This window comes from Novosphingobium sp. SG707, from assembly GCF_012275515.1.
Classification (GTDB): Bacteria; Pseudomonadota; Alphaproteobacteria; order Sphingomonadales; family Sphingomonadaceae; genus Novosphingobium.
On the sequence record NZ_JAAZQL010000011.1, the window covers coordinates 94,759 to 112,178 of the forward strand.

20 protein-coding genes are annotated in these 17,420 nt (G+C 61.7%); 9 read left to right on the forward strand and 11 right to left on the reverse strand.

Features of this window, described 5'->3' with window-relative positions; translation table 11 throughout:
- Positions 1-242: 242 nt before the first annotated feature.
- Positions 243-1,355 carry a DUF3800 domain-containing protein gene (locus tag FHW92_RS22440; RefSeq protein ID WP_168605517.1) on the forward strand — a complete coding sequence of 371 codons (1,113 nt, stop codon included), beginning with the start codon at positions 243-245 and terminating at the stop codon, positions 1,353-1,355.
- 15 nt (positions 1,356-1,370) lie between these two features.
- Here the strand turns inward: FHW92_RS22440 and FHW92_RS22445 are convergent, their stop codons facing one another.
- Entirely contained in the window at positions 1,371-2,024 is a 654-nt protein-coding gene (locus FHW92_RS22445) for a hypothetical protein (RefSeq protein ID WP_168605518.1), read from the reverse strand.
- 326 nt (positions 2,025-2,350) lie between these two features.
- Between FHW92_RS22445 and FHW92_RS22450 the strand changes: the two genes are divergently transcribed.
- The 5 genes from FHW92_RS22450 to FHW92_RS22470 are packed head-to-tail and all read left to right on the forward strand — an operon-like array spanning position 2,351 to position 9,451.
- Positions 2,351-3,514 carry a hypothetical protein gene (locus tag FHW92_RS22450; protein WP_246870365.1) on the forward strand — a complete coding sequence of 388 codons (1,164 nt, stop codon included), beginning with the start codon at positions 2,351-2,353 and terminating at the stop codon, positions 3,512-3,514.
- Positions 3,514-5,433 carry a hypothetical protein gene (locus tag FHW92_RS22455; protein WP_168605520.1) on the forward strand — a complete coding sequence of 640 codons (1,920 nt, stop codon included), beginning with the start codon at positions 3,514-3,516 and terminating at the stop codon, positions 5,431-5,433. The genes FHW92_RS22450 and FHW92_RS22455 overlap by 1 nt, the downstream gene beginning before the upstream one ends.
- Positions 5,426-6,526, forward strand: coding sequence for a hypothetical protein (locus FHW92_RS22460; protein WP_168605521.1), 1,101 nt, complete (start codon positions 5,426-5,428; stop codon positions 6,524-6,526). Before FHW92_RS22455 ends, FHW92_RS22460 begins: the two co-directional genes overlap by 8 nt.
- A complete protein-coding gene (locus FHW92_RS22465; protein ID WP_168605522.1) occupies positions 6,523-8,460 on the forward strand; it encodes a hypothetical protein in 1,938 nt (645 codons plus the stop codon). The genes FHW92_RS22460 and FHW92_RS22465 overlap by 4 nt, the downstream gene beginning before the upstream one ends.
- A 25-nt stretch (positions 8,461-8,485) precedes the next feature.
- Entirely contained in the window at positions 8,486-9,451 is a 966-nt protein-coding gene (locus FHW92_RS22470) for a PfkB family carbohydrate kinase (protein WP_168605523.1), read from the forward strand.
- On the opposite strand, the gene FHW92_RS22475 is transcribed toward FHW92_RS22470, so the two are convergent.
- Positions 9,430-9,921, reverse strand: a complete 492-nt coding sequence (locus FHW92_RS22475) for an NADAR family protein (RefSeq protein WP_168605524.1) — start codon at positions 9,919-9,921, stop codon at positions 9,430-9,432. The two genes, FHW92_RS22470 and FHW92_RS22475, sit on opposite strands and share 22 nt — an antisense overlap.
- Positions 9,922-9,967: 46 nt before the next feature.
- Between FHW92_RS22475 and FHW92_RS22480 the strand changes: the two genes are divergently transcribed.
- Entirely contained in the window at positions 9,968-10,351 is a 384-nt protein-coding gene (locus FHW92_RS22480; RefSeq protein ID WP_168605525.1) for a hypothetical protein, read from the forward strand.
- A 45-nt stretch (positions 10,352-10,396) separates the two neighbouring features.
- Here FHW92_RS22480 and FHW92_RS22485 read toward each other — a convergent pair whose 3' ends face one another.
- The 9 genes from FHW92_RS22485 to FHW92_RS22525 all read right to left on the reverse strand — a co-directional run bounded on the left by FHW92_RS22485 (position 10,397) and on the right by FHW92_RS22525 (position 15,738).
- Entirely contained in the window at positions 10,397-10,930 is a 534-nt protein-coding gene (locus FHW92_RS22485; RefSeq protein ID WP_168605526.1) for a hypothetical protein, read from the reverse strand.
- A gap of 185 nt (positions 10,931-11,115) precedes the next feature.
- Positions 11,116-11,532 (reverse strand): type II toxin-antitoxin system VapC family toxin, encoded by a 417-nt coding sequence (locus FHW92_RS22490; protein WP_168605527.1) that lies wholly within the window; start codon positions 11,530-11,532, stop codon positions 11,116-11,118.
- The gene (locus tag FHW92_RS22495; protein WP_168605528.1) at positions 11,532-11,786 is read right to left on the reverse strand and encodes a type II toxin-antitoxin system prevent-host-death family antitoxin; all 255 of its coding nucleotides are present in this window, start codon (positions 11,784-11,786) and stop codon (positions 11,532-11,534) included. Before FHW92_RS22495 ends, FHW92_RS22490 begins: the two co-directional genes overlap by 1 nt.
- 299 nt (positions 11,787-12,085) lie before the next feature.
- Entirely contained in the window at positions 12,086-13,006 is a 921-nt protein-coding gene (locus FHW92_RS22500; RefSeq protein ID WP_168605529.1) for a nucleotidyltransferase domain-containing protein, read from the reverse strand.
- A 41-nt stretch (positions 13,007-13,047) separates the two neighbouring features.
- Positions 13,048-13,449, reverse strand: a complete 402-nt coding sequence (locus FHW92_RS22505) for a type II toxin-antitoxin system VapC family toxin (RefSeq protein ID WP_168605530.1) — start codon at positions 13,447-13,449, stop codon at positions 13,048-13,050.
- Positions 13,439-14,182, reverse strand: a complete 744-nt coding sequence (locus tag FHW92_RS25590; protein WP_210428655.1) for an AbrB/MazE/SpoVT family DNA-binding domain-containing protein — start codon at positions 14,180-14,182, stop codon at positions 13,439-13,441. Before FHW92_RS25590 ends, FHW92_RS22505 begins: the two co-directional genes overlap by 11 nt.
- Before the next feature lie 48 nt (positions 14,183-14,230).
- Positions 14,231-14,704 carry a hypothetical protein gene (locus FHW92_RS22515; protein ID WP_168605531.1) on the reverse strand — a complete coding sequence of 158 codons (474 nt, stop codon included), beginning with the start codon at positions 14,702-14,704 and terminating at the stop codon, positions 14,231-14,233.
- 50 nt (positions 14,705-14,754) lie between these two features.
- Positions 14,755-15,099, reverse strand: coding sequence for a hypothetical protein (locus tag FHW92_RS22520; RefSeq protein WP_168605532.1), 345 nt, complete (start codon positions 15,097-15,099; stop codon positions 14,755-14,757).
- A gap of 63 nt (positions 15,100-15,162) precedes the next feature.
- Positions 15,163-15,738 (reverse strand): helix-turn-helix transcriptional regulator, encoded by a 576-nt coding sequence (locus tag FHW92_RS22525; protein ID WP_168605533.1) that lies wholly within the window; start codon positions 15,736-15,738, stop codon positions 15,163-15,165.
- Between the two features lie 269 nt (positions 15,739-16,007).
- On the opposite strand from FHW92_RS22525, the gene FHW92_RS22530 reads away from it, so the two are divergent.
- Positions 16,008-16,502: a sigma factor-like helix-turn-helix DNA-binding protein gene (locus FHW92_RS22530; protein WP_168605534.1), complete on the forward strand. Its 495-nt coding sequence runs from the start codon at positions 16,008-16,010 to the stop codon at positions 16,500-16,502.
- A 10-nt stretch (positions 16,503-16,512) separates the two neighbouring features.
- Positions 16,513-17,394 (forward strand): toprim domain-containing protein, encoded by an 882-nt coding sequence (locus FHW92_RS22535; RefSeq protein WP_168605535.1) that lies wholly within the window; start codon positions 16,513-16,515, stop codon positions 17,392-17,394.
- The last annotated feature ends 26 nt before the right edge of the window (positions 17,395-17,420 follow it).

Below are 17,420 nucleotides of genomic sequence, written 5' to 3' on the forward strand. Positions count from 1 at the left end.
TGGGGGAGCTAGGGGAAGTGACAAGTGTCAATCTAAGCCGCCGTCCACGACAATGCATCGGAATGACGGCGTGTGGTTGGCAACGCCTATGCAGGAAGGTGGGCGTTGCCGCCCTCAGAGCTGACATTCGAACGCTTAGTACGACGCCCTCAAACCTGCCCTCTGTTCATCAGGCTGTACCGTGCGGTCCCATCGGCAAAAGGCCGCTCGCCCTCTCCGGCAGCAACCTGTAAGTATTCTGTATGTCAGAGCGTATCGACATCGACGTGAACGAGCAACGCGATCCAGCGATCTTGCTCTATGGCCTGTCCGCCACCGATAGCCCGCGGACCTTCTACTACGACGAGACCAACAATCATCGACTAGTCTACCTGACGGACAAGGGTTTCAACGTTCCTGATCCCCGCCCGTTCGTCCTCGGGGGCGTCGTCCGTCCGCGGGAGGAGAGGCCGATCGACCTCGCGGAGTTAAGGCGCTTGATGGGCATCCAGCCCAATGCGCCGGAACTGAAGTGCGCCATGGTCGCCAAGGGCGAATTCGCAACCATGCTGGGTTCGAGGAAGCTCGCCGTATTCCTCGACTGGATCGCGCACGAGGGCTACCTGCTCCATTTCATCGCACTCGACCCGGTCTACTTTTCTTACGTCGACATCATCGACTCGATGCCTGAGATCGGGATGTTCGATCTAGATGGCCGATTCATCCTGAAGAATGACCTCTACCGCGTCCTCCGCCGCGATTTGGGTGCGACGCAGGCGATGCTGCGCCGCCATTCCTATCCCGCGCTGGTGGATGGCGACGTCAGGGGGTTTCTCCGCGAGTTGATCAGCCTGGTGGAGGACGGCGAGGATCTCATGCCTCACTTCAACCTAATGATGCTCAAGGGAGTCCTCCAATCGGGTAGGGCCCTCTCGTCCCTGCCTCTGCTCGACGACACCCCCGGCCTGATCATGCGGGACTTCGCTTCCATGTTCACGCACCGCCTGTGCCTGTTCAAGGACAGTCGGCACGTTCTAGACAGGGAGGATAGGGTCAGCAGGGTCCTGGAAGGCTACCGCTTCGTGGACGCGGGCCAGCCGCTCGATCTCTACCGGTTCGCCGATTCCAGATCCGAACCGGGAGTGCAGCTCGCCGATGTCGTCGTCGGCCTGCTCGGCGCGTGCCTGGCGTGGCTGAGGGGAATGTCAGGCGAGGATGTTCTCGCTGCTGTAGAGAGCTTGACGCTAGCCCAGAACGGCAATCGCCTCCGTCTTGCGGACCTTGTCGATCGGTCGATCAAGGAGACAGGCGCCTTCGTTCAGAAGGCGATCAGCCTCGACGACATGCAGGGGCTCGAGCTGTTCCTTGAACGATGACGACGTCGTCCGGCGTCACGATCGTTCCGGCGTAGCCGCCCCGCCCGATGTTTTCTCCTTTGCTGCCTCCGCGATCCTCATCTCCCACAGTTCTCGGCTTTTGAGCATGATGGGCCATTGCGTCAGGTATTCCGACGGCACCGGGTGGTCGATGAAGTTAAACACCGCGGACATGTGGGACGCGATCCGCTCGAGCTCCTCGGCGCCCTTGTTGATGCTTTCAGCGTTCAGGTTGTTGAGGCGCTTCTCGGTGAGGGTCCGGTGCCGGGCCTTCACGATCTCGAAGGTCCCGTCCCAGGGGTCTTGGTCGAAGTGGCTATGCGCCAGCACGTTCCGGGTGCCGTTCAGTTCGTGGAGCCGTCCGTCGCCCACGTTCCCCAGAGCGAGATGAGGTGCGGTGTGCATCAGCAGCTGCAGATTCGTGGCTCTCGTCGCGAAGTCGCCCAGCGCAAGGTTTGCAAGGCTGCCGTCCGGCGCGAGCATCCTGACCGCCTTCGATAGAATTCCGGTCATCCAGAAGTCCACTTCGTTGTGGGCCATGATGAACCTGCCGAGCGCCTCACGGTATCCGGCCCTGATGGCGGGGTCTGCGATCGGCTCATCGAAGTCCGGCTCGTCGAAGCCGTTGTCGTACCGGTCCGCTGGATCATCGTCGGCATCGTCACTCATCGCGCACCTGTCTGTTCGGACGGGAGGTCTTCTTCACGACCCTGCCGCGCAAATTGCGCGAGTGCCAGGTCTTAGACGCGTATACAGCGATCTTCGACCAAACCGGTCATGACGTCGGGCAAGCCCCAGACTCGCCATCGAGAAGATATGTGCCGGTTCGCCTGAACATTGAAAATGGTTACACCTCCGGAGCGGACAAAATTTTTTGTGTTTCCAAGCGTCGGAGCGATTGGCTGCTTCCGTCCGCCGTCGTATAGTGCTGCGGTGCGTGAAGAAACTTGTCCGAATAGCCTGATGGCGTCATGTCGCATGGGGGGGGCGCTCACATGTTGAACGTCCTCGCGCTCGAGCTCATCGCCGACGTCATGAAGTGGGAGAACGAGGAGGCCACTCGAGAATACGCCTGGCTCCGGCTCATCTCTTCGATGAAATACGACGGGTATTCCGATTTTAGGGCCGGAGTGCGCTTTCTGGAAAGCCTGGTTTCCTGGCTCAGGCAGTTCGACGAAGCTGACAGGGCGGCTGCCTACTCGTTCGTCAAGGAGAGGCTTGTCTACATCTCCGGCCTCGAAATGCAGCGGGTCATCGAGACGTTCATCCCCGAAGTGGTCTTCCCATACCTGCGAGTCTCGGTTGCCGAGGAGTTCGGGATCAAGCCCTACGAGGTCTGGCGGACGAAGGAGACGGCAGCGGCCTTCGGTCGACGCCTCCGCCGCTGCCTCTTCGTGGGACTGAGCGACGGAAGCCGGATCGATGTGCTGCGCCGGGCCAACGCGGGCCGACTGTCGCAGGAGCAGGTCATCCCGATGATGAACGTCGACGATGAAAAGTGGAAGAGTCTCGCTGAGGACCTGATGAAGGAACTCGGCGATGACGCCCGCTTCGACGACGTCTACCTCATCGATGACTTCACGGCGTCGGGAACGACCTTCATCCGGTTTCCGGACGGCAAACCCAAAGGCAAGCTGCACAAGTTCGAGAGCATCGTGCAGCACGCGAAGGAAAGGCTCGTTGGCGCGGGTGAGGCCTTCCCGCTGTCGGACCACTACACCTTGCATATCCACCACTACGTCTCGACGATGCAGGCGCACGATGCGCTGGTCGAGCGGGTGACGGAAGCAGACCAGAGGCTTGTCGGAAAGAGCTTCGGCAATTGGAAAATCACCGAGGGTATGCTCCTGCCGTCCGATATCCGCGTCGCCACGATCGACAAGGAGACGAGGGGTGCCACGGCCATATGGCCGACGGATGGTCCGATCGTCGAGCTTTGCAGCCGGTATTACGATCATGAATTGTTCGAGCGGCTGGAGAAGCATTGCAGGGAGGCGGGTCAGAGCGACATGAAGTATGGCTACGCGGACTGCGCCTTGCCGCTCGTCCTCGAACACAACACTCCGAACAACGCCGTGCCTCTCCTGTGGGCAGAGACCAACGGCAAGGCTGGGAATCCGATGCATCCGCTCTTCTTCCGGCGCGACAGGCACGGCTGATGGCGAACCCATTCCTCCGACGCGCAACTGAGTATGTCCGGGATGACGCCTCGTTCCTCTCGATCGTTAGTCCTGCTCCGCTCACGACGTTCCTCGCGACCAGCAAGAGCAAGGAAGACATGTTTGAGGTCCCGGTCCGCATCATCGGGGCTCCGGGCAGCGGCAAGACGATGCTCGCGACCCTGGCCGAGTTCCACATGGTCGAGACGATACTGAGGGATGAGACGAATCCCACCAATCGGACCCTCGCGGACGCGCTCGCGCAAGCCGGATTCCTTCGAGACGGCAAGCCCAGCGTCGCCGCCGTGCGGGTGCCGATGGAGTCGGAGTACCGCGACTTCTGGGAGCTCTCCTACGATCCGCTGGTAAAGACGAAGCTCGCCTTCTGGCTCGTCCAGGCCCGCGCGATGCTCGGCCTCATCCGCAACCTGACGGCGAACCGGACGAGGAGCATCGAGGCAATCGAGTTCGTGCCGCGCGCCAACTACGAAGCGCATCTGGAGCAGATCGGCGGGCTCACAGCGGTCGGCATCAGGGACCGTGCGCTGGCGGTCCAGCGTGCGATCTATTCGGTCGGGGCGGGCCTACGCGAACCAAAGCTGGAAGACCTGCCGGGCGACGCGACGGCGCCGTATGCTCCGTTTGACGCGATCAGCGGAATCCGCGTCGAGTGGCAGGGCGAGATTATCGAGATGAACCCCCTTGTCATGCTGGACGACGTGCACGCGCTGCATCATGACCAGCTCGAGGCGATGTTCGGCATGCTGTCCCACCGCGAGATGAAGTTCGGTCGTTGGATGATGATGCGGCTCGACGCCCTCAGCCCGGGAATGGTCATGCGCTCGCCCGCCAGCCAGCCGACCCACAATCGTGCGACCGGTCGAGACTTCCGCGACATCCGTATGCAGGGCGACGGCGACGAGAAGAAGGACAATTCGCGCAAGCAGTTCCGAACGATGGCGCGGGACATGGCCAAGCGCTACCTGCCGATGGTCGAGGGCCTGCGGAACCGCAACGCCACGGATATTGATCGTCTCGTCCCCGGCCAACCGCCCAGGATGACGCCGGGCCAGCTAAGGGAGCTGGAGGACCGCGTGGCGAAGGACCAGAACAAGCTGAAGATCGGTCCCAGCCGCCGCAAGGAGATCGACGCGATCGCCGAGGACTACATCCGGCGCACGAAATCCTATGACGACGGTCCCGAGGTGGCGCTCGCGATGAAGCGGATCCTGCTTCATCGCTACGCCGTCCGCATCGCCCGGTCGACGCCATCCCTTTTCGAGGACATGGATCCCGAGCCGAAGACTCCCCTGAAGGCCGACTCGGATGTCGCCCACGGTGCCCGGCTCCATCTCCATCACGAGTTCGGCCGCCCCCTCCACTACGGGATCGACGACGTCTGCGACGCGAGCAACGAGAACGCTGAAATCTTTTTGCAGTTCGCCGGCGATCTCGTCGCGAATGTAGAGACGAGGGCGATCAGGAACAATGCTCTCGCTCTCCCGGCGCGGGAACAGCAGTCGATCCTGATCACGAAGGCGAAGTCGATCATGGACGCTTGGTCGTTTCCCCATGCCCAGCGCGTCCGTGACCTCGTCGACGCGATCGGTCGTGACTGCCGCGAGGAATCCCTCCTGCCGAACGCGCCGCTCGGCGCGGGTGCAAACGCGGTTGCCATCACCGAGGAGGAGATGGAAAGCCTCTCGCAAGATGACCATCTGGCAAGCGTACTCAAGTATGCCATTGCCAACGGCGCGATCACGATTGAGCGCAACTACGGCCAGGGGAGCAAGCTATGGGCGCTCATCGAGGTGACCGGCACGGTCGCTCTCGTGTATGGGCTCACCTTCAACAGGGGTGGCTTCCTGCCTCAGAAGCTGGATTACCTCCGCCGGGCGTCGGGCCTGATCGATGCGTAGGCATTGGGAGAACTGCATCACCAACTTCGACGAGGACGTTGACGGCTTCGTCGCCGACTACTTCTCGGATCCTGATCGTCGCGTGCTGCTCGTGGCGGCCGCCGGCTTCGATCCGCGGTCCCAGCGCATATCCCGAATGCTTGCGACTGCGCTCGGGGATCGCCTCTCTGCTTTTTACATCCGCGAGGAGAGGCATGGGGCCTCCGATGCGCTCGTCACCAGAGCGGACGAGAACGAGGCGGCGCTGAAGGCGATCGTGCCGGATAGCGAGTTCGTCAGGATCGACGTGTTCGCCGACGATGGAGCGCCGGTGGGCGGGGCCCGCATCGCGGCACGCCTGAGTCAGCATCCCGTGCCCGACGCGGTTACCGACGTGATCCTCGACCTGAGTGCCCTCTCGATCGGCGTTGGCTTCCCGGCGGCGCGCATGCTGCTCGAGGATTGCGAGGCGACAAACCATTGCGCGTTCCACCTCATGATCGTCTCGAACCCCGAGATGGACGACCGCATATCCAGCGTGCCGTCCAGCAGGCCGGGATCCGTGAGGGGTTTCTCGCCCGCCATCGAGGCCGAGGGGCAGGGACTGGCGCAGGTCTGGATACCCCAGCTCGCCAAGGGGCGCGGGTTCGCGCTCACCCAGATCGGGGCGAACATCCCGAGGCGCTACAAGATCTGCCCGCTGATTCCCTTTCCCGCGCGCAACCCGCGCCGCGCCGACGATCTGCTCGCCGAGTACCAGACCGAGCTCGTGAACGAATGGGCGGTGGACCCGAGGGACGTGGTCTACGCATCGGAACGCAACCCGCTCGACTGCTATCGGACCCTGTCCACGCTCAAGACGCGCTTCGATCGCACCATGAAGGGGACCTACGAACCTCGAATGGTCCTCTCACCGGTCGGCAGCAAGGTTCTCGCCGCGGGAGCGCTGATGGCGGCAATCGAGCACGACATGGCGGTCCACTACCTCGAGACGGAGAGCTATCTCTTCGAGGACTCCGGGCCGGCGCCGGGAGATCTTCCGGACATGACTGTCCATCTGATCCTCTCGGGGCCGCTCTACGCGAGTTTCGACGAGCCGGCCGCGGAGTCATGATCACTCCGGTCTTCAGCGAGAAGTTGGACTCGCTTCCCGGCACGCTCGACGAGCTCAGGTCGTTTGACGCGAGCGGGATGGCGAACGCGCTCGCGGGTGGCGCGAGTCGGCATACGGTGGCGGTCGGTTCCGGCGGCTCCGCGATCGCCGCCGAATATCTCGCTCGCTGCAGGGAGACGCTGGGCTTGGGGCCGACGACGGTCCAGACACCCATGGGTGTGGTCCTGGACGAGCGCGCGCTCACCGGAAGCGATGTCTGGCTGTTCAGCGCCGGCGGCGACAATCCGGATGCGGTCGCGGCCTGCCGCGCTGCCTTCGACCGGAAGGCGAGCTCAATGCACCTGGTCACGAGAGGCACGGACGGCGCCGCGGCCGATCTGATCAGGAGATTGGGAGGCACTATCCATCTGGTGCCGGTCTCCGATCGCAAGGACGGCTACCTCGCCACTCATTCCATCCTCGCCATGATGGTGGGGCTGCTGCTCTCGTGCGACCTAGTCTCGGGCGAACCCACCGGCGCATCGGCGCTGCTGGACGTCGTGGCAGCGCGTCTTGTCGAAATACGGGATGCCGAGGTGAGGGACTTACGCTCGGCCGCCCTCTCGGGCGTCCGGCGCGGTGACACCGTGTTGGTCGTCTCCGATACGCGGCTGGCCGCAGCCTCGGTCCTCCTCGACACGTCCATCTGGGAAGCGTGCCTATGCCATGTGCAGAGTACGGACTTTCGGAATTTCGCGCATGGTCGGCACAGCTGGCTGCACCATCGGGCCGATGAGACGGTGCTGGCGGCGTTGACCGGAGGTGACAGCGCTGGCGCATGGTCGGTCATCGACGGACTGCTCCCACTGTCACTGAGGCGGATCGGTATGGATTATGGCGCCTGCGGCCGGCTCGAGAACGTCATTGCGGTCATCGACTGCCTCGGGCTTGTCGAGGCGATCGGCAACGCCGTCGGGATCGATCCCGGGAAGCCTGGGATCGGTGAATTCGGTCGTCCGATCTATGAAGGCCGGTCGCTAGCGGAACTGGCTGAGACGTTGCCCGCGAATGTCCGCCACAAACGGGCGGCCATGGCGAAGGCGGACAGCTGGGACGGCTGCGGCGACCCACTCCATATGGTAGGCGATGCGCGCCTGAGGACCCTGGCGGACGCCAGGATCGGCGCCGTGGTCATGGACTATGACGGCACCGTCGTGACGACGGACGGCCGCTACAGACCTCCGGACCCTCAGATAGTGGAGGAGCTCGTCCGTCTGCATGGTCTGGGTCTGCGCATCGGCTTCGCGACCGGCAGGGGCGGCTCCGCCGGTGAGGAGCTGCGGAAGGTCCTTCCGGCGGAGATGCTGACCGCCGTGCCCATCGGATACTACAACGGCGGACATTTGCGCGCGGCTGACGTGGACATTGATGCCGACCCGGCGTCTGCCGACGAGGCGATCGCGGCAACGGCGGGCTGGCTGCAGGAACGCGGCGACCTTTTCGCGGATCACCGCTTCAAGCACCGCGCCATCCAGATCACCGTTGATATGGATTGCCTGCGGCACCCGTATCGCTTCGCCGCCGATCTGCGCGACTGCCCGGCGTTCGCCGACGGCAGGGTCCGCGTGACCGGCTCCGGCCACAGCTACGACATCGTGCCGGCGTCGTCGTCAAAGCTCGCTGTGGTTCGGGAGCTCAGGGACGGCATGCCGGCGGGTGCCGAGGTGCTGTGCTTCGGGGATAGCGGTTCCCGGCCGGGCAACGACCACGCGTTGCTGTCCCATTCGTTCGGCATCAGCGTGGGGGACGTTTGCGCTGCGGCGGACGGTTGCTGGTCCATGTTCGGCGCCCATCCCGTCGGCCCCGAAGCCCTTCTCCGAATCCTGAGGAGTCTGGTAGCATCGGACGCCGGGGGGATTCGCCTCGACCTCGCGTCACTGGGTCTCGACAGGTGACGCCAAACGAGTGCACAAGGTGAACATGAGCGCCGAGAAATATTTAAACGAGAATCGGATCGACGTCGCCGGAACCGGTTTCACGGTGCTCGACCGGGTCTACGCCGATGGCGACTTCGCAGGCGAGGCGTTGGGGGGATCCTGCGGCAACGTCCTGCTTTCGCTCGCCATGCTCCATCGCCAGGTCGCACCCGTCTTGCTGCTGGGGGACGACGATGAGGGTGGGCGGCTCGTCGATGAGTTTATGGAGGCCGGTGCCATCACGGACTTCATTAGGCGTCGCGCCGATCTGCGCTCGCCGGTCCTGGCGCAGACGCTGGACACCGGCCTAGGCCAGCATGACTTCAGCTTCGTGTGCCCGGAGACGAGCGAGGAGTTCCCGCGGTACGAGCCCATCGGTGTCGAAGAAGTCTCGTCGGCCCAATCGATGCTCGCCCAATGTGCCGTCTTCTATGCGGACCGGCTGTCGGAGAGCATACTGGTGGCCATGAGGACGGCGGGAGCGGCCGGCGCGGTGGTGTTCTTCGAACCTTCGGACATCGAGCACGACGATTTGTTCGACGAGGCGCTTCGGATCGCGACGATCCTCAAGTTCTCCGAGGATCGCCTAGGCGGACTGCTCGCGGACCGTCTCTACGACTGCATCATGATCGTCACCCACGGAGCCGATGGCCTTGAGGTGCGGGATGGCGAGCAGACGATCTGGTGCGACGCGATCGACGCACCGGAGGTTCTGGACACCTGCGGTTCAGGCGACATGGTCAGCGTCGGAGTGATCGACTGGGTGCTCGCGAACGGTTTCGGTACGGCGCGGCTCACGGCGGGGGCGCTCCTTGGAGGCGTCGTGGCCGGGCAGCGGCTGGCGGCGGAGAACTGCGCCTACGCCGGTGCGCGCGGGCTGTTCAGGAAGCGCGGCGCCGAATACGTCCGCGGGATACTCGGCGCCGGTGCGAGGCCGTTGTCAGGGGATCACGCGGCTGCCACGATGTAGGCGTCGAATCCCGGAGCCTCGTTGCGCAGTTCCGCGCGGAGTTCCATCAGCATCGCGCCCAGCATGTTGCGCCCGACGCCGTTGACCTCCCCCCAGAGGCGGTTGACCTCGTTGTCAACCGTGGCCGTCTCGATGAGCCGCGCATCGCCGGTCGAGAGGAGAAGGTCGCGCAGGTCCGCGTGCTGGGTGAACTTGGCGCGCAGCACCGCCCTCATGCGGTCGAACTTGCTCGTGGACCAGCCGGGGGCAACGTCCCAGTAGTATAGGCCATGGGCCGCCATCGCCAGGAGCGAGGGCGACGGAGCCTCCATCAGCCACTTCTTGACCTCGGCCTTCCGTGCCTTCCCGGCCTGATAGGCGTGCTCGCTCGTCGGGTAGAGCTCGCCCTCGAACTCTATTTCGCGGCGGTAGAGGTTGCTGAAGGCGCCGAAGGGCTTCTCGCTAGCCCGATAAAATCGGATCTCGTCCATCGATCACTCCTTGCAAATTTGCATCGATATAATCATGCTAATTTGCATGAAGCCGACAAGCAAGCAGTTAAGTGCCCTCCAGAGGAGAATTGCGGACAGGTATTCGGCCAGCGGGCGCAGCAATGCCGAGATCGGGCGGCTCGCGTCCGTGCATCCGAGTCAGGTCGGGCGCATCTGCTCCGGGAACTTCAAGACCGTCAGCGCCAATGTGGTGCAGGTGTGCCGCGTTCTGGGGGTCAAGGTGCCCAAGATGTCGGAATCCGCGCGGATGGATCCAGATTGGGCAAAGGCGAATGCCACCCTGCGTCGGATCTGGGACCAGACGCCGCAGGGCGCGGCGACGATACGCAGGGTGCTCGACGCCATTGCGGATTTGCACGTTCCGGAAATGCCCGCCGATAGCACCCGTTCGGAGAAGCAGGGCGCGTAGACGCTCTGGGGCGCGGAGATGGTTCCGGGTGTTGGACTCCGCGGGCTAGGTCGTCCGATCCCAGCGCAACGCGTTGCGTAGCTGCCCCGTTATCATCCCCGTAGCGAACGCCAGTTCCGCGACCTCGCGGAGGATCACATCCATCCGCGGCCTGCTCAACTCCTCCTGGTCGAACGGCCGGTCCGGTTCTCCTCGCGTGCGCACGCTGCGTATCGCCGGGAGACCGTGCTCCAAGCCTTCCATCAGGAACTGCGAGTGCATAATGCGGTTACGCCGGCGCCTTTCCTCGTGGAGCTGTGCGGCGACGCTCTCCACGCGGGCCTCCCAACCCTCGATGCTCCCGACGAGCGGAAACGCACCGGTGTCGATCGCCGCCACGGCCGCGGCCTTAACCTTGGCGTTGTTGTCCATCCGGGCCAGCCGGTCCTGGGTGTCCCCCCAGTTCTCGAACCCCGCAGCGTAGAGGATGATCAGATCGAGTTCTCCCTCGATCCACTGGAAGGTCGAGAGGTACAGCCCGAGGAAGGTGAACAGCGGATCGGAATCGCGCGCCCAGTCATGTTCTGTTAGATTCGCCATCAACCGCTTTCGTACAAACCTTACAACCGAATAAATGGCAGAAAGCTGCCTGCGCAAAGCTTATCGAACATCCCAAACGTCCAGCGACAACGCCCTTTTCAGTCCAGTTGAATCCACATGAACGATGGGCAGATTACCGCTACCTCGCCCCGATTCCGGTCAGTCGCAAAGGTCCGCTCTCAACGTCATTCCCAAGGATTGAGCAGCGCCACGCCTGTTCGTTCAAAATCCGCGATATTGCGCGTCACGACGGTAAGCCCATGCTCCAGCGCAGTTGCGGCGATCCAAGCATCACGCTCACTGGCGGGATCTGGCACATGCAGCGCGGCGCACCGTCGAGCGACACCCACTCCGGGTTCGAGCACCCTGTCGGCAAACCCCGGCAGAACTATGGTTTCGAGCCAACGCCGTAGTGCCTGACCCTGCGCGGCATCCTGTCTCTCCTTCAGCCGAACGCCCAGTTCCAGTTCAAAAACCGTGAATACGGAAAGGAAGGTCTGTGCCGGTGAGGTCGCCCGAAGCCATCGGACCACATTCTCGTCTGCCTTGCCCGAATGCAGTTTACGGCTTTCAGAAATCACATTGGTGTCGAGCAGGAACATCAGTCGAATTCAGCCGGTCTAAAGCCCGGCATCGCGTTGGGAAATTCCATCGGGAAGTCGAGATCCTCGGCCGGCATCAGCATATCGGCAAGCGACCGGCTCTGACCAGCAAGACGCTCATATTCCTCGATGCTGAGCACGACGAGCGCAGGCTTACTACGCTCGGTCACAAAGACTGGGCCTTGTTTTGCCGCACGCTTGGCGCGCGCGGGATCACGATTGAAATCGCGGGAAGAAAGAAAGGACACGGTCACGGCACAGCCTCACTTGTCGTTACGATGCGACATAGCAGAAAAATGGCATGCTGTCATCTGATCTCTTCGCAGCCCGATGGTCGCCCGGCTGTGGACTGGCGTCGAGAGTAACCCCGAAAAATGGCAAAAGATTGCGAATTGTATGCGCCGATCAGCTTCCAAATCTCATGCTGATCCGTAGGCTGACCGAATTGTCGGCCCTTGCTGCCCATAGACCTGCAGCACCGACTGTATGGCGTTGCCGGAAACAAACACACAGCCAACGGCCCCCATCCAGATGCGCGGGTCGTCTGACAATCTTAAACTTCAGCTGCCTGTTTGAGCTTTGCGATATGGGCGATGCAGATCTCCTGAACTTTCTGCCCCAGCACTTGAATCCGCTCCCGGAGCCAGTTCAATTCCTCCGGAGAAATGTCGAAATGCTTGGAGTGCTGGCCTTTGCGGTAAGCGTCCTTGAGCTTCTGGTACATTGCACGTTGTGCGCGAGTGCCACGAGGCCAGGCATCATAGAGTTGCGGCATGATTTCTTCCGCAAGGCCTCGTAAAAAGAGAATGTTTGGATTTCGTGGGGCGTAAAACGTGAGTGTCAGCAGAACGCAGCGATAGAGGCAGTCAGCCGATTGATTGAGCAGATATGCGGCATTCTTATGGTATGTCTTTTGAAGCGATATATCCGCCAGCTCATACCACCTCATCGCATCTGCAAATCCATCTTCGAAATATTCTTTCGCCGTATCATAAGCTTGCTTTGGAGTTTTTGGCTTGGGCTCCGCCAGCAAGCGATCATCGGACTGGTAGAGGATCACCCCGTCCTTTGCGATCTCCATGAACAGAAGCCGCCCATGGGACAGGCCATCATTCACCTGCTGAAGCGAATGAACGATAAAATTCACCGGCGTCCGAATGATCTTTTCGACTTGATAGGCGTCGAACAACCGCTGCTCGGTTTCCTCCCAATATTCCGCGCGATCCGTCAGCTCCTTCTGATTGACGATCACAAGGATATCGTAGTCGGAGGTATATTGGTTTGCGTCAAAGGGCGCATCGACCCAATCGCCCCGGGCATAGGAGCCGAACAGGATGACCTTCAGGATCCGGGCTGATTTGCGGCGCCCAATCGCCTCCTGCGTTGCTTCACGAAAGCCCTGAAACAGGATCTCGACCACGCGGTCGAGTTCGCGCTGTTTGACGGCCGGAAGATGATTGAGGTCACTGCGCATCTATTCGTTCTCAATTCCTGCAATTCGGGAGATTGCGCCGTTCACCGCACCACCTCGATAGAAACCCCTATGCCGAGATCTCCCCAGAGCCGATCTGCCGTGACGGCCACGGCCTGACGTGATCGCGCCAGAGCGAGGCAAGAGCGCTCCCCCAAACCCAAGCCGACACCGCGGATCAGTGGATGGATCTCCCCGCCAATATCGGCCTGATCACGATCCACCGCGATGACGTCGATATCGAGCTCTGCCAACATAGCTTTGGCTTCGGCTGCTTCGATGCCGCGATCCGTCAGCTTGGCCAGCACTTCATGGTAATTCACAGCCGATACCAAGGCCCGGGTCAAGCGGGCTTCAACCCGATCAGCTCCGGGTTCGTCGAACAACAGGCAAAGCAGCGCCGAGGCATCGAGGACAAATGTAGGATTGGGGGAACTATCGGTCACGCGCTGCCTCAACGCGTCGCTGGGCGATCAGTTCCTCCGAGACCAACCCTTCCTTCGGGGCAAAGGCCTTTAGCCGCTCCTGAACCCGCTTGAGCGCGGACCTGGCCGGTCGGATGCGTACCTCATCACCCTGCAATTCAAAAAGGACCGTATCGCCATTTTGCAAGCCGAGAGCCCGGCGCATTTCTGCGGGCAGCGCGATACGCCCACCGGCAATGACTTTACCTCGTGCGATATTCATGCCCATCGTCCCGGATCGAGTACTGATTGGCATATGGTACCATAATGGCATGCCTCGTAGCAAGTCGGTCTCGTCTCCCCGATCTTGACGGAAGGCGATTGCAATTTCGGCGCTCGCGGCAACAATCGTGTCGATCACGCGGTCGAGGGCGGACCGGCTGCCCCATGTGAGTTGGAGATCCGTTCGGCGATGATCCTCGAGACTGGGCTCGCGAGTGAGCGCTCCCAGTTGAGCCAGTCTGGCCGAGCGGCGATGCGGCTTCGACACGATTTCATCGGTCGACAGACAGGCCTGATAGAGCGTCTTCCCCTCGATTTCGGCGAGATAGACCTCGAAGAGGAGTGCAACATATTGCCTCGCGGAAAGCAGCGGCCCCAGGCTTTCGAGGATGACCTTCTCGACCCGCAGGAAGGCCCGGCATACCAGTGCGCGTGAGCTTGCCGACCAAAGGCTGGCGGGCTGGACGTCGTTCGAGTTTGGCATCACCGTCATAAGGACACTCCGCTTTTGTCGATATCGGAACGGTCGCGGGCAGGGGGATCAACCTCGCTGTATGGGAGGCCGGGATGCTGGGCACCCCTTCCAGGATGCATCGCTGCCTTGTTGTGCGAGGCGCTGACGATGGCGCCAGGTCGCGACGATCAGGACGATCTGCGTAACCCACCCCCATACCGCCAGGGCATTCATGTAGGCTTTCCATCCTGCCGCTGGAACAACGATCTGGCCGACATGGATGAACACTTCGGCCTGCAGCAGGGCGGCCACCCATATGGGCCAGAATCGCGTGCTGCGAATGGCAAGCCATAGAAAAATGGCCAGCAGCACCATGTCGATTATCAGGATTCCGGTCTCGAGCTGGCGAAAGTGTGCTCTGGTCGGATCGGCCGCCATCACACTTGCCGATGCACCGCCAAACAGAGCAGCCGCCCCGATCTGCTCGGGTCGGCCACCCCGGATGGCCGCGTAAAGACTGCTGACGATCAGCAGGATGAGGAATGCGACATGTCTCGTCATATCGAACCTGAACCATTATGGAAATCGGTGTCAGGGAACCCTGACAGGCATCAGGCAACCCGCAGATGCTGTCCCACATCAAGGGGTTCCACCTTGCCCGGTTTGACCAGATCGCCATAGCTGACTTCGCGCAGGCCGATGTCGTCGCTCGCCTGTTTGAGATTGGCATGGGTCGCGACGATCTTTTCGCGGGTTTCAGCAACGAGCATCATGGCAGATGCAGAGCTCAGGATAGCTTCCTGTCCGACAATGGCGGATATCCCTCCATCGAGCCGGGCAAGCGGGATGGCGGCATTGAGTTCCGCAATACGGGCGAGAGCGATATCAAGGGCCGTCTCTGCGGCAAAGAGCCGCTGGGCTACTGTTTGGGCAATGGCTAGGCGTTGAGTACGCATGGTTTCTCCTCCCCGTTCCCGCTGAAGGAACGGATTGTGTTGGATGATAATGGAAGGGCTGGCCTATGGGCGAAGCAGGCTGCTCAGCCCGGAAAGCAGCGATACAGCGGAACCGACCGTAACAATGATACCGACGGTTACGGCTGCGATGACGATGAGGGTTTTACTCGCACTCAGATCATTGGCTTTTCTCCCGTTCAGACGGAGCGGCACCAGATCGAGCATTGCCGGCCTGAGAACAGCAACGGAATGTATGTCCTGTTGCTGAGCCGGCGGGGCGTCGACGATGATGGTGTCGTCCGTGTCATTCGAGACGGGATCAGAGAATGCTGAATCGGCCGGTTTGGGAAGTTCCAGAAAATGGGCGCCCATTGACTGCCCCCCTGCAGAAGGGGTGGCTTGTGCCTCCCATTCGGCAAACACCCGGCCGGCTTCGCCGCGGTTTTGCACGCCCAGATGGCGGCAGGCGGACAGGACATGCTTATAGACCCGGCTCTCCGAGATACCGAGCATGGCCGCAATTTCCTTGGTGAGATACCCCTTGGCAACCAGGCGCAGGCAATCCTGCTGACGCGAAGTCAATTGCTGCAATCGTTCCCTGTTGCTTTCTACGAACAGCTGAATGCGGTCAGTTTGCATCGCGCCCTCCTAAGCCGGGAGACCAGACCGCTGAGGGCGACGAGCGCTGTTGGCGAAGTCATTTACCTGGCCTCGCGGGGCAGGCCCAGAGCGATCATGACATAAATTCAATGAATTGTTTGTGCTGCATTACAGCAATTTGACACTCTTGCGCAATTGTCTGATCGCGATGCCGCACGCTTTGGGCGGCGCGGTTTAGCGCATTGCGGCAGAATGAAGGGGAGAGGGGAGGAGCCGCCGTAACTCGCATGGCGACGGAGTCCCTGAACATGACCACCTCTGAACTGCTCACCCTCTTGCGCGAAATTGGCGCGGCCATGGCTACCCATCAACCCCAACGGTCGGACAGCAAAGCGCAGCTATGGTCAGAGCTGCAATCGCGTCTTGAAACCGTTCTTGGCCGCTTCGAGGGCGAGCCGCATCCTGCCATCGCGGTCGCGCGAGGCAAGGTGGCTGAAACATTGCCTTTTCGGATCGATGCTGACGAACGAATCGTCGAAGAGGCAAAAAATGCGGTCTGGGTCAGGGGCTGGGTGCGGGTCGATTGGCAGGACATCGAGGCGAATCTGGCCTTGAGGATCGATAAATTGGGCCGGGCCATCGAAGCTCTTTCGACGATCAGGCAGGCGGTTTTTCTCGCCCATGCACGCGATGCACTGCTCTATGATGCCATTGCAGATCGCCTCGGGATTGCCCTTGCCGATGTCCAGCGCGAACTTGCGGCAGCCCTGGCCTTGATCGATGCCGCCGTCAACGAGGACTGAGGGCTGCAGAATGTCCGACAGGTCTCTCCTGCTCGACTCGCATGGCGCGCAATTGGTCAAGGAACTGGGCGGCCTTTGGCGAAACGGGCAGGGGCTATGCCTGTGTCCCGCGCATGACGACCATAACCCCAGCCTTTCGATCCGGGTCGGCGAACGTGCCTTGCTCTTCAAGTGCTTTGCCGGTTGCGACACCGTCAATGTGCTGCGTGCGATCCGACGGATGCATTTGCCCTTGCCGGACAGCTGCCTTTTTTCGTCATCAATGAATGCCTCGCGGATCGAGGCGACATCCGGCCTTGCCCAACGCCTATGGGACGCCTCCCTTCCTCTGACCAGAAGTCTGGCGGAGGCCTATCTGTCCAACCGCCTGCTCAGGCCACCCTGGCATGACCTGCGTTACAACGCGCGCACGCCGCTGGGCCGAGGCCGTGCCGTCGTTTTTCGTCCGGCCATGATCGCAGCTGTAAGGGAGGGCAATCGGATCACGGCGGTCCACCGCACCTTTATCGAGCCTGGAACAGCGTCGAAAGCGAGGGATCTCGCTACCTCTCGGATGATGCTGGGGCGTCCCGGTCGCGGCGCGGTCCAGCTTGCGCCGGCAGCCTCGTTGCTGGGGCTGGCGGAAGGCATAGAAACCGCGCTTGCGGCCATGCAACTCCATGGCATAACGGTTTGGGCGACGCTTGGCACCGAACGGGCAGGCCATCTATTGCTGCCGCAAGGGCTCGAGCGCCTCATTCTCTTGTTCGACCACGATGCAGCGGGCCTGGAGGCTGACCGGCAGGCGCGCCGTGCTTACCAGCGCCCAGGTCTGGAAATCGAGAGCTTATGGCCGCCGGCGCCGCACAACGATTGGGCGGAGGTTTTGCTGGCCAGATCTCAGATGGCCTGATGAATGCGATGGGCGCTGCCCTGCAC

Excerpts from the sequence above, each read along its gene's own strand:
- FHW92_RS22460 (WP_168605521.1), top strand. The coding sequence starts at position 5,426 with ATGCGTAGGCATTGGGAGAACTGCATCACCAACTTCGACGAGGACGTT.
- FHW92_RS22525 (WP_168605533.1), bottom strand. The coding sequence starts at position 15,738 with ATGCAAACTGACCGCATTCAGCTGTTCGTAGAAAGCAACAGGGAACGA.
- FHW92_RS22440 (WP_168605517.1), top strand. The coding sequence starts at position 243 with ATGTCAGAGCGTATCGACATCGACGTGAACGAGCAACGCGATCCAGCG.
- FHW92_RS22500 (WP_168605529.1), bottom strand. The coding sequence starts at position 13,006 with ATGCGCAGTGACCTCAATCATCTTCCGGCCGTCAAACAGCGCGAACTC.
- FHW92_RS22515 (WP_168605531.1), bottom strand. The coding sequence starts at position 14,704 with ATGACGAGACATGTCGCATTCCTCATCCTGCTGATCGTCAGCAGTCTT.
- FHW92_RS22475 (WP_168605524.1), bottom strand. The coding sequence starts at position 9,921 with ATGGACGAGATCCGATTTTATCGGGCTAGCGAGAAGCCCTTCGGCGCC.
- FHW92_RS22455 (WP_168605520.1), top strand. The coding sequence starts at position 3,514 with ATGGCGAACCCATTCCTCCGACGCGCAACTGAGTATGTCCGGGATGAC.
- FHW92_RS22480 (WP_168605525.1), top strand. The coding sequence starts at position 9,968 with ATGAAGCCGACAAGCAAGCAGTTAAGTGCCCTCCAGAGGAGAATTGCG.
- FHW92_RS22520 (WP_168605532.1), bottom strand. The coding sequence starts at position 15,099 with ATGCGTACTCAACGCCTAGCCATTGCCCAAACAGTAGCCCAGCGGCTC.
- FHW92_RS22490 (WP_168605527.1), bottom strand. The coding sequence starts at position 11,532 with ATGTTCCTGCTCGACACCAATGTGATTTCTGAAAGCCGTAAACTGCAT.
- FHW92_RS22470 (WP_168605523.1), top strand. The coding sequence starts at position 8,486 with ATGAGCGCCGAGAAATATTTAAACGAGAATCGGATCGACGTCGCCGGA.
- FHW92_RS22485 (WP_168605526.1), bottom strand. The coding sequence starts at position 10,930 with ATGGCGAATCTAACAGAACATGACTGGGCGCGCGATTCCGATCCGCTG.
- FHW92_RS22465 (WP_168605522.1), top strand. The coding sequence starts at position 6,523 with ATGATCACTCCGGTCTTCAGCGAGAAGTTGGACTCGCTTCCCGGCACG.
- FHW92_RS22535 (WP_168605535.1), top strand. The coding sequence starts at position 16,513 with ATGTCCGACAGGTCTCTCCTGCTCGACTCGCATGGCGCGCAATTGGTC.
- FHW92_RS22450 (WP_246870365.1), top strand. The coding sequence starts at position 2,351 with ATGTTGAACGTCCTCGCGCTCGAGCTCATCGCCGACGTCATGAAGTGG.
- FHW92_RS22530 (WP_168605534.1), top strand. The coding sequence starts at position 16,008 with ATGACCACCTCTGAACTGCTCACCCTCTTGCGCGAAATTGGCGCGGCC.
- FHW92_RS25590 (WP_210428655.1), bottom strand. The coding sequence starts at position 14,182 with ATGACGGTGATGCCAAACTCGAACGACGTCCAGCCCGCCAGCCTTTGG.
- FHW92_RS22445 (WP_168605518.1), bottom strand. The coding sequence starts at position 2,024 with ATGAGTGACGATGCCGACGATGATCCAGCGGACCGGTACGACAACGGC.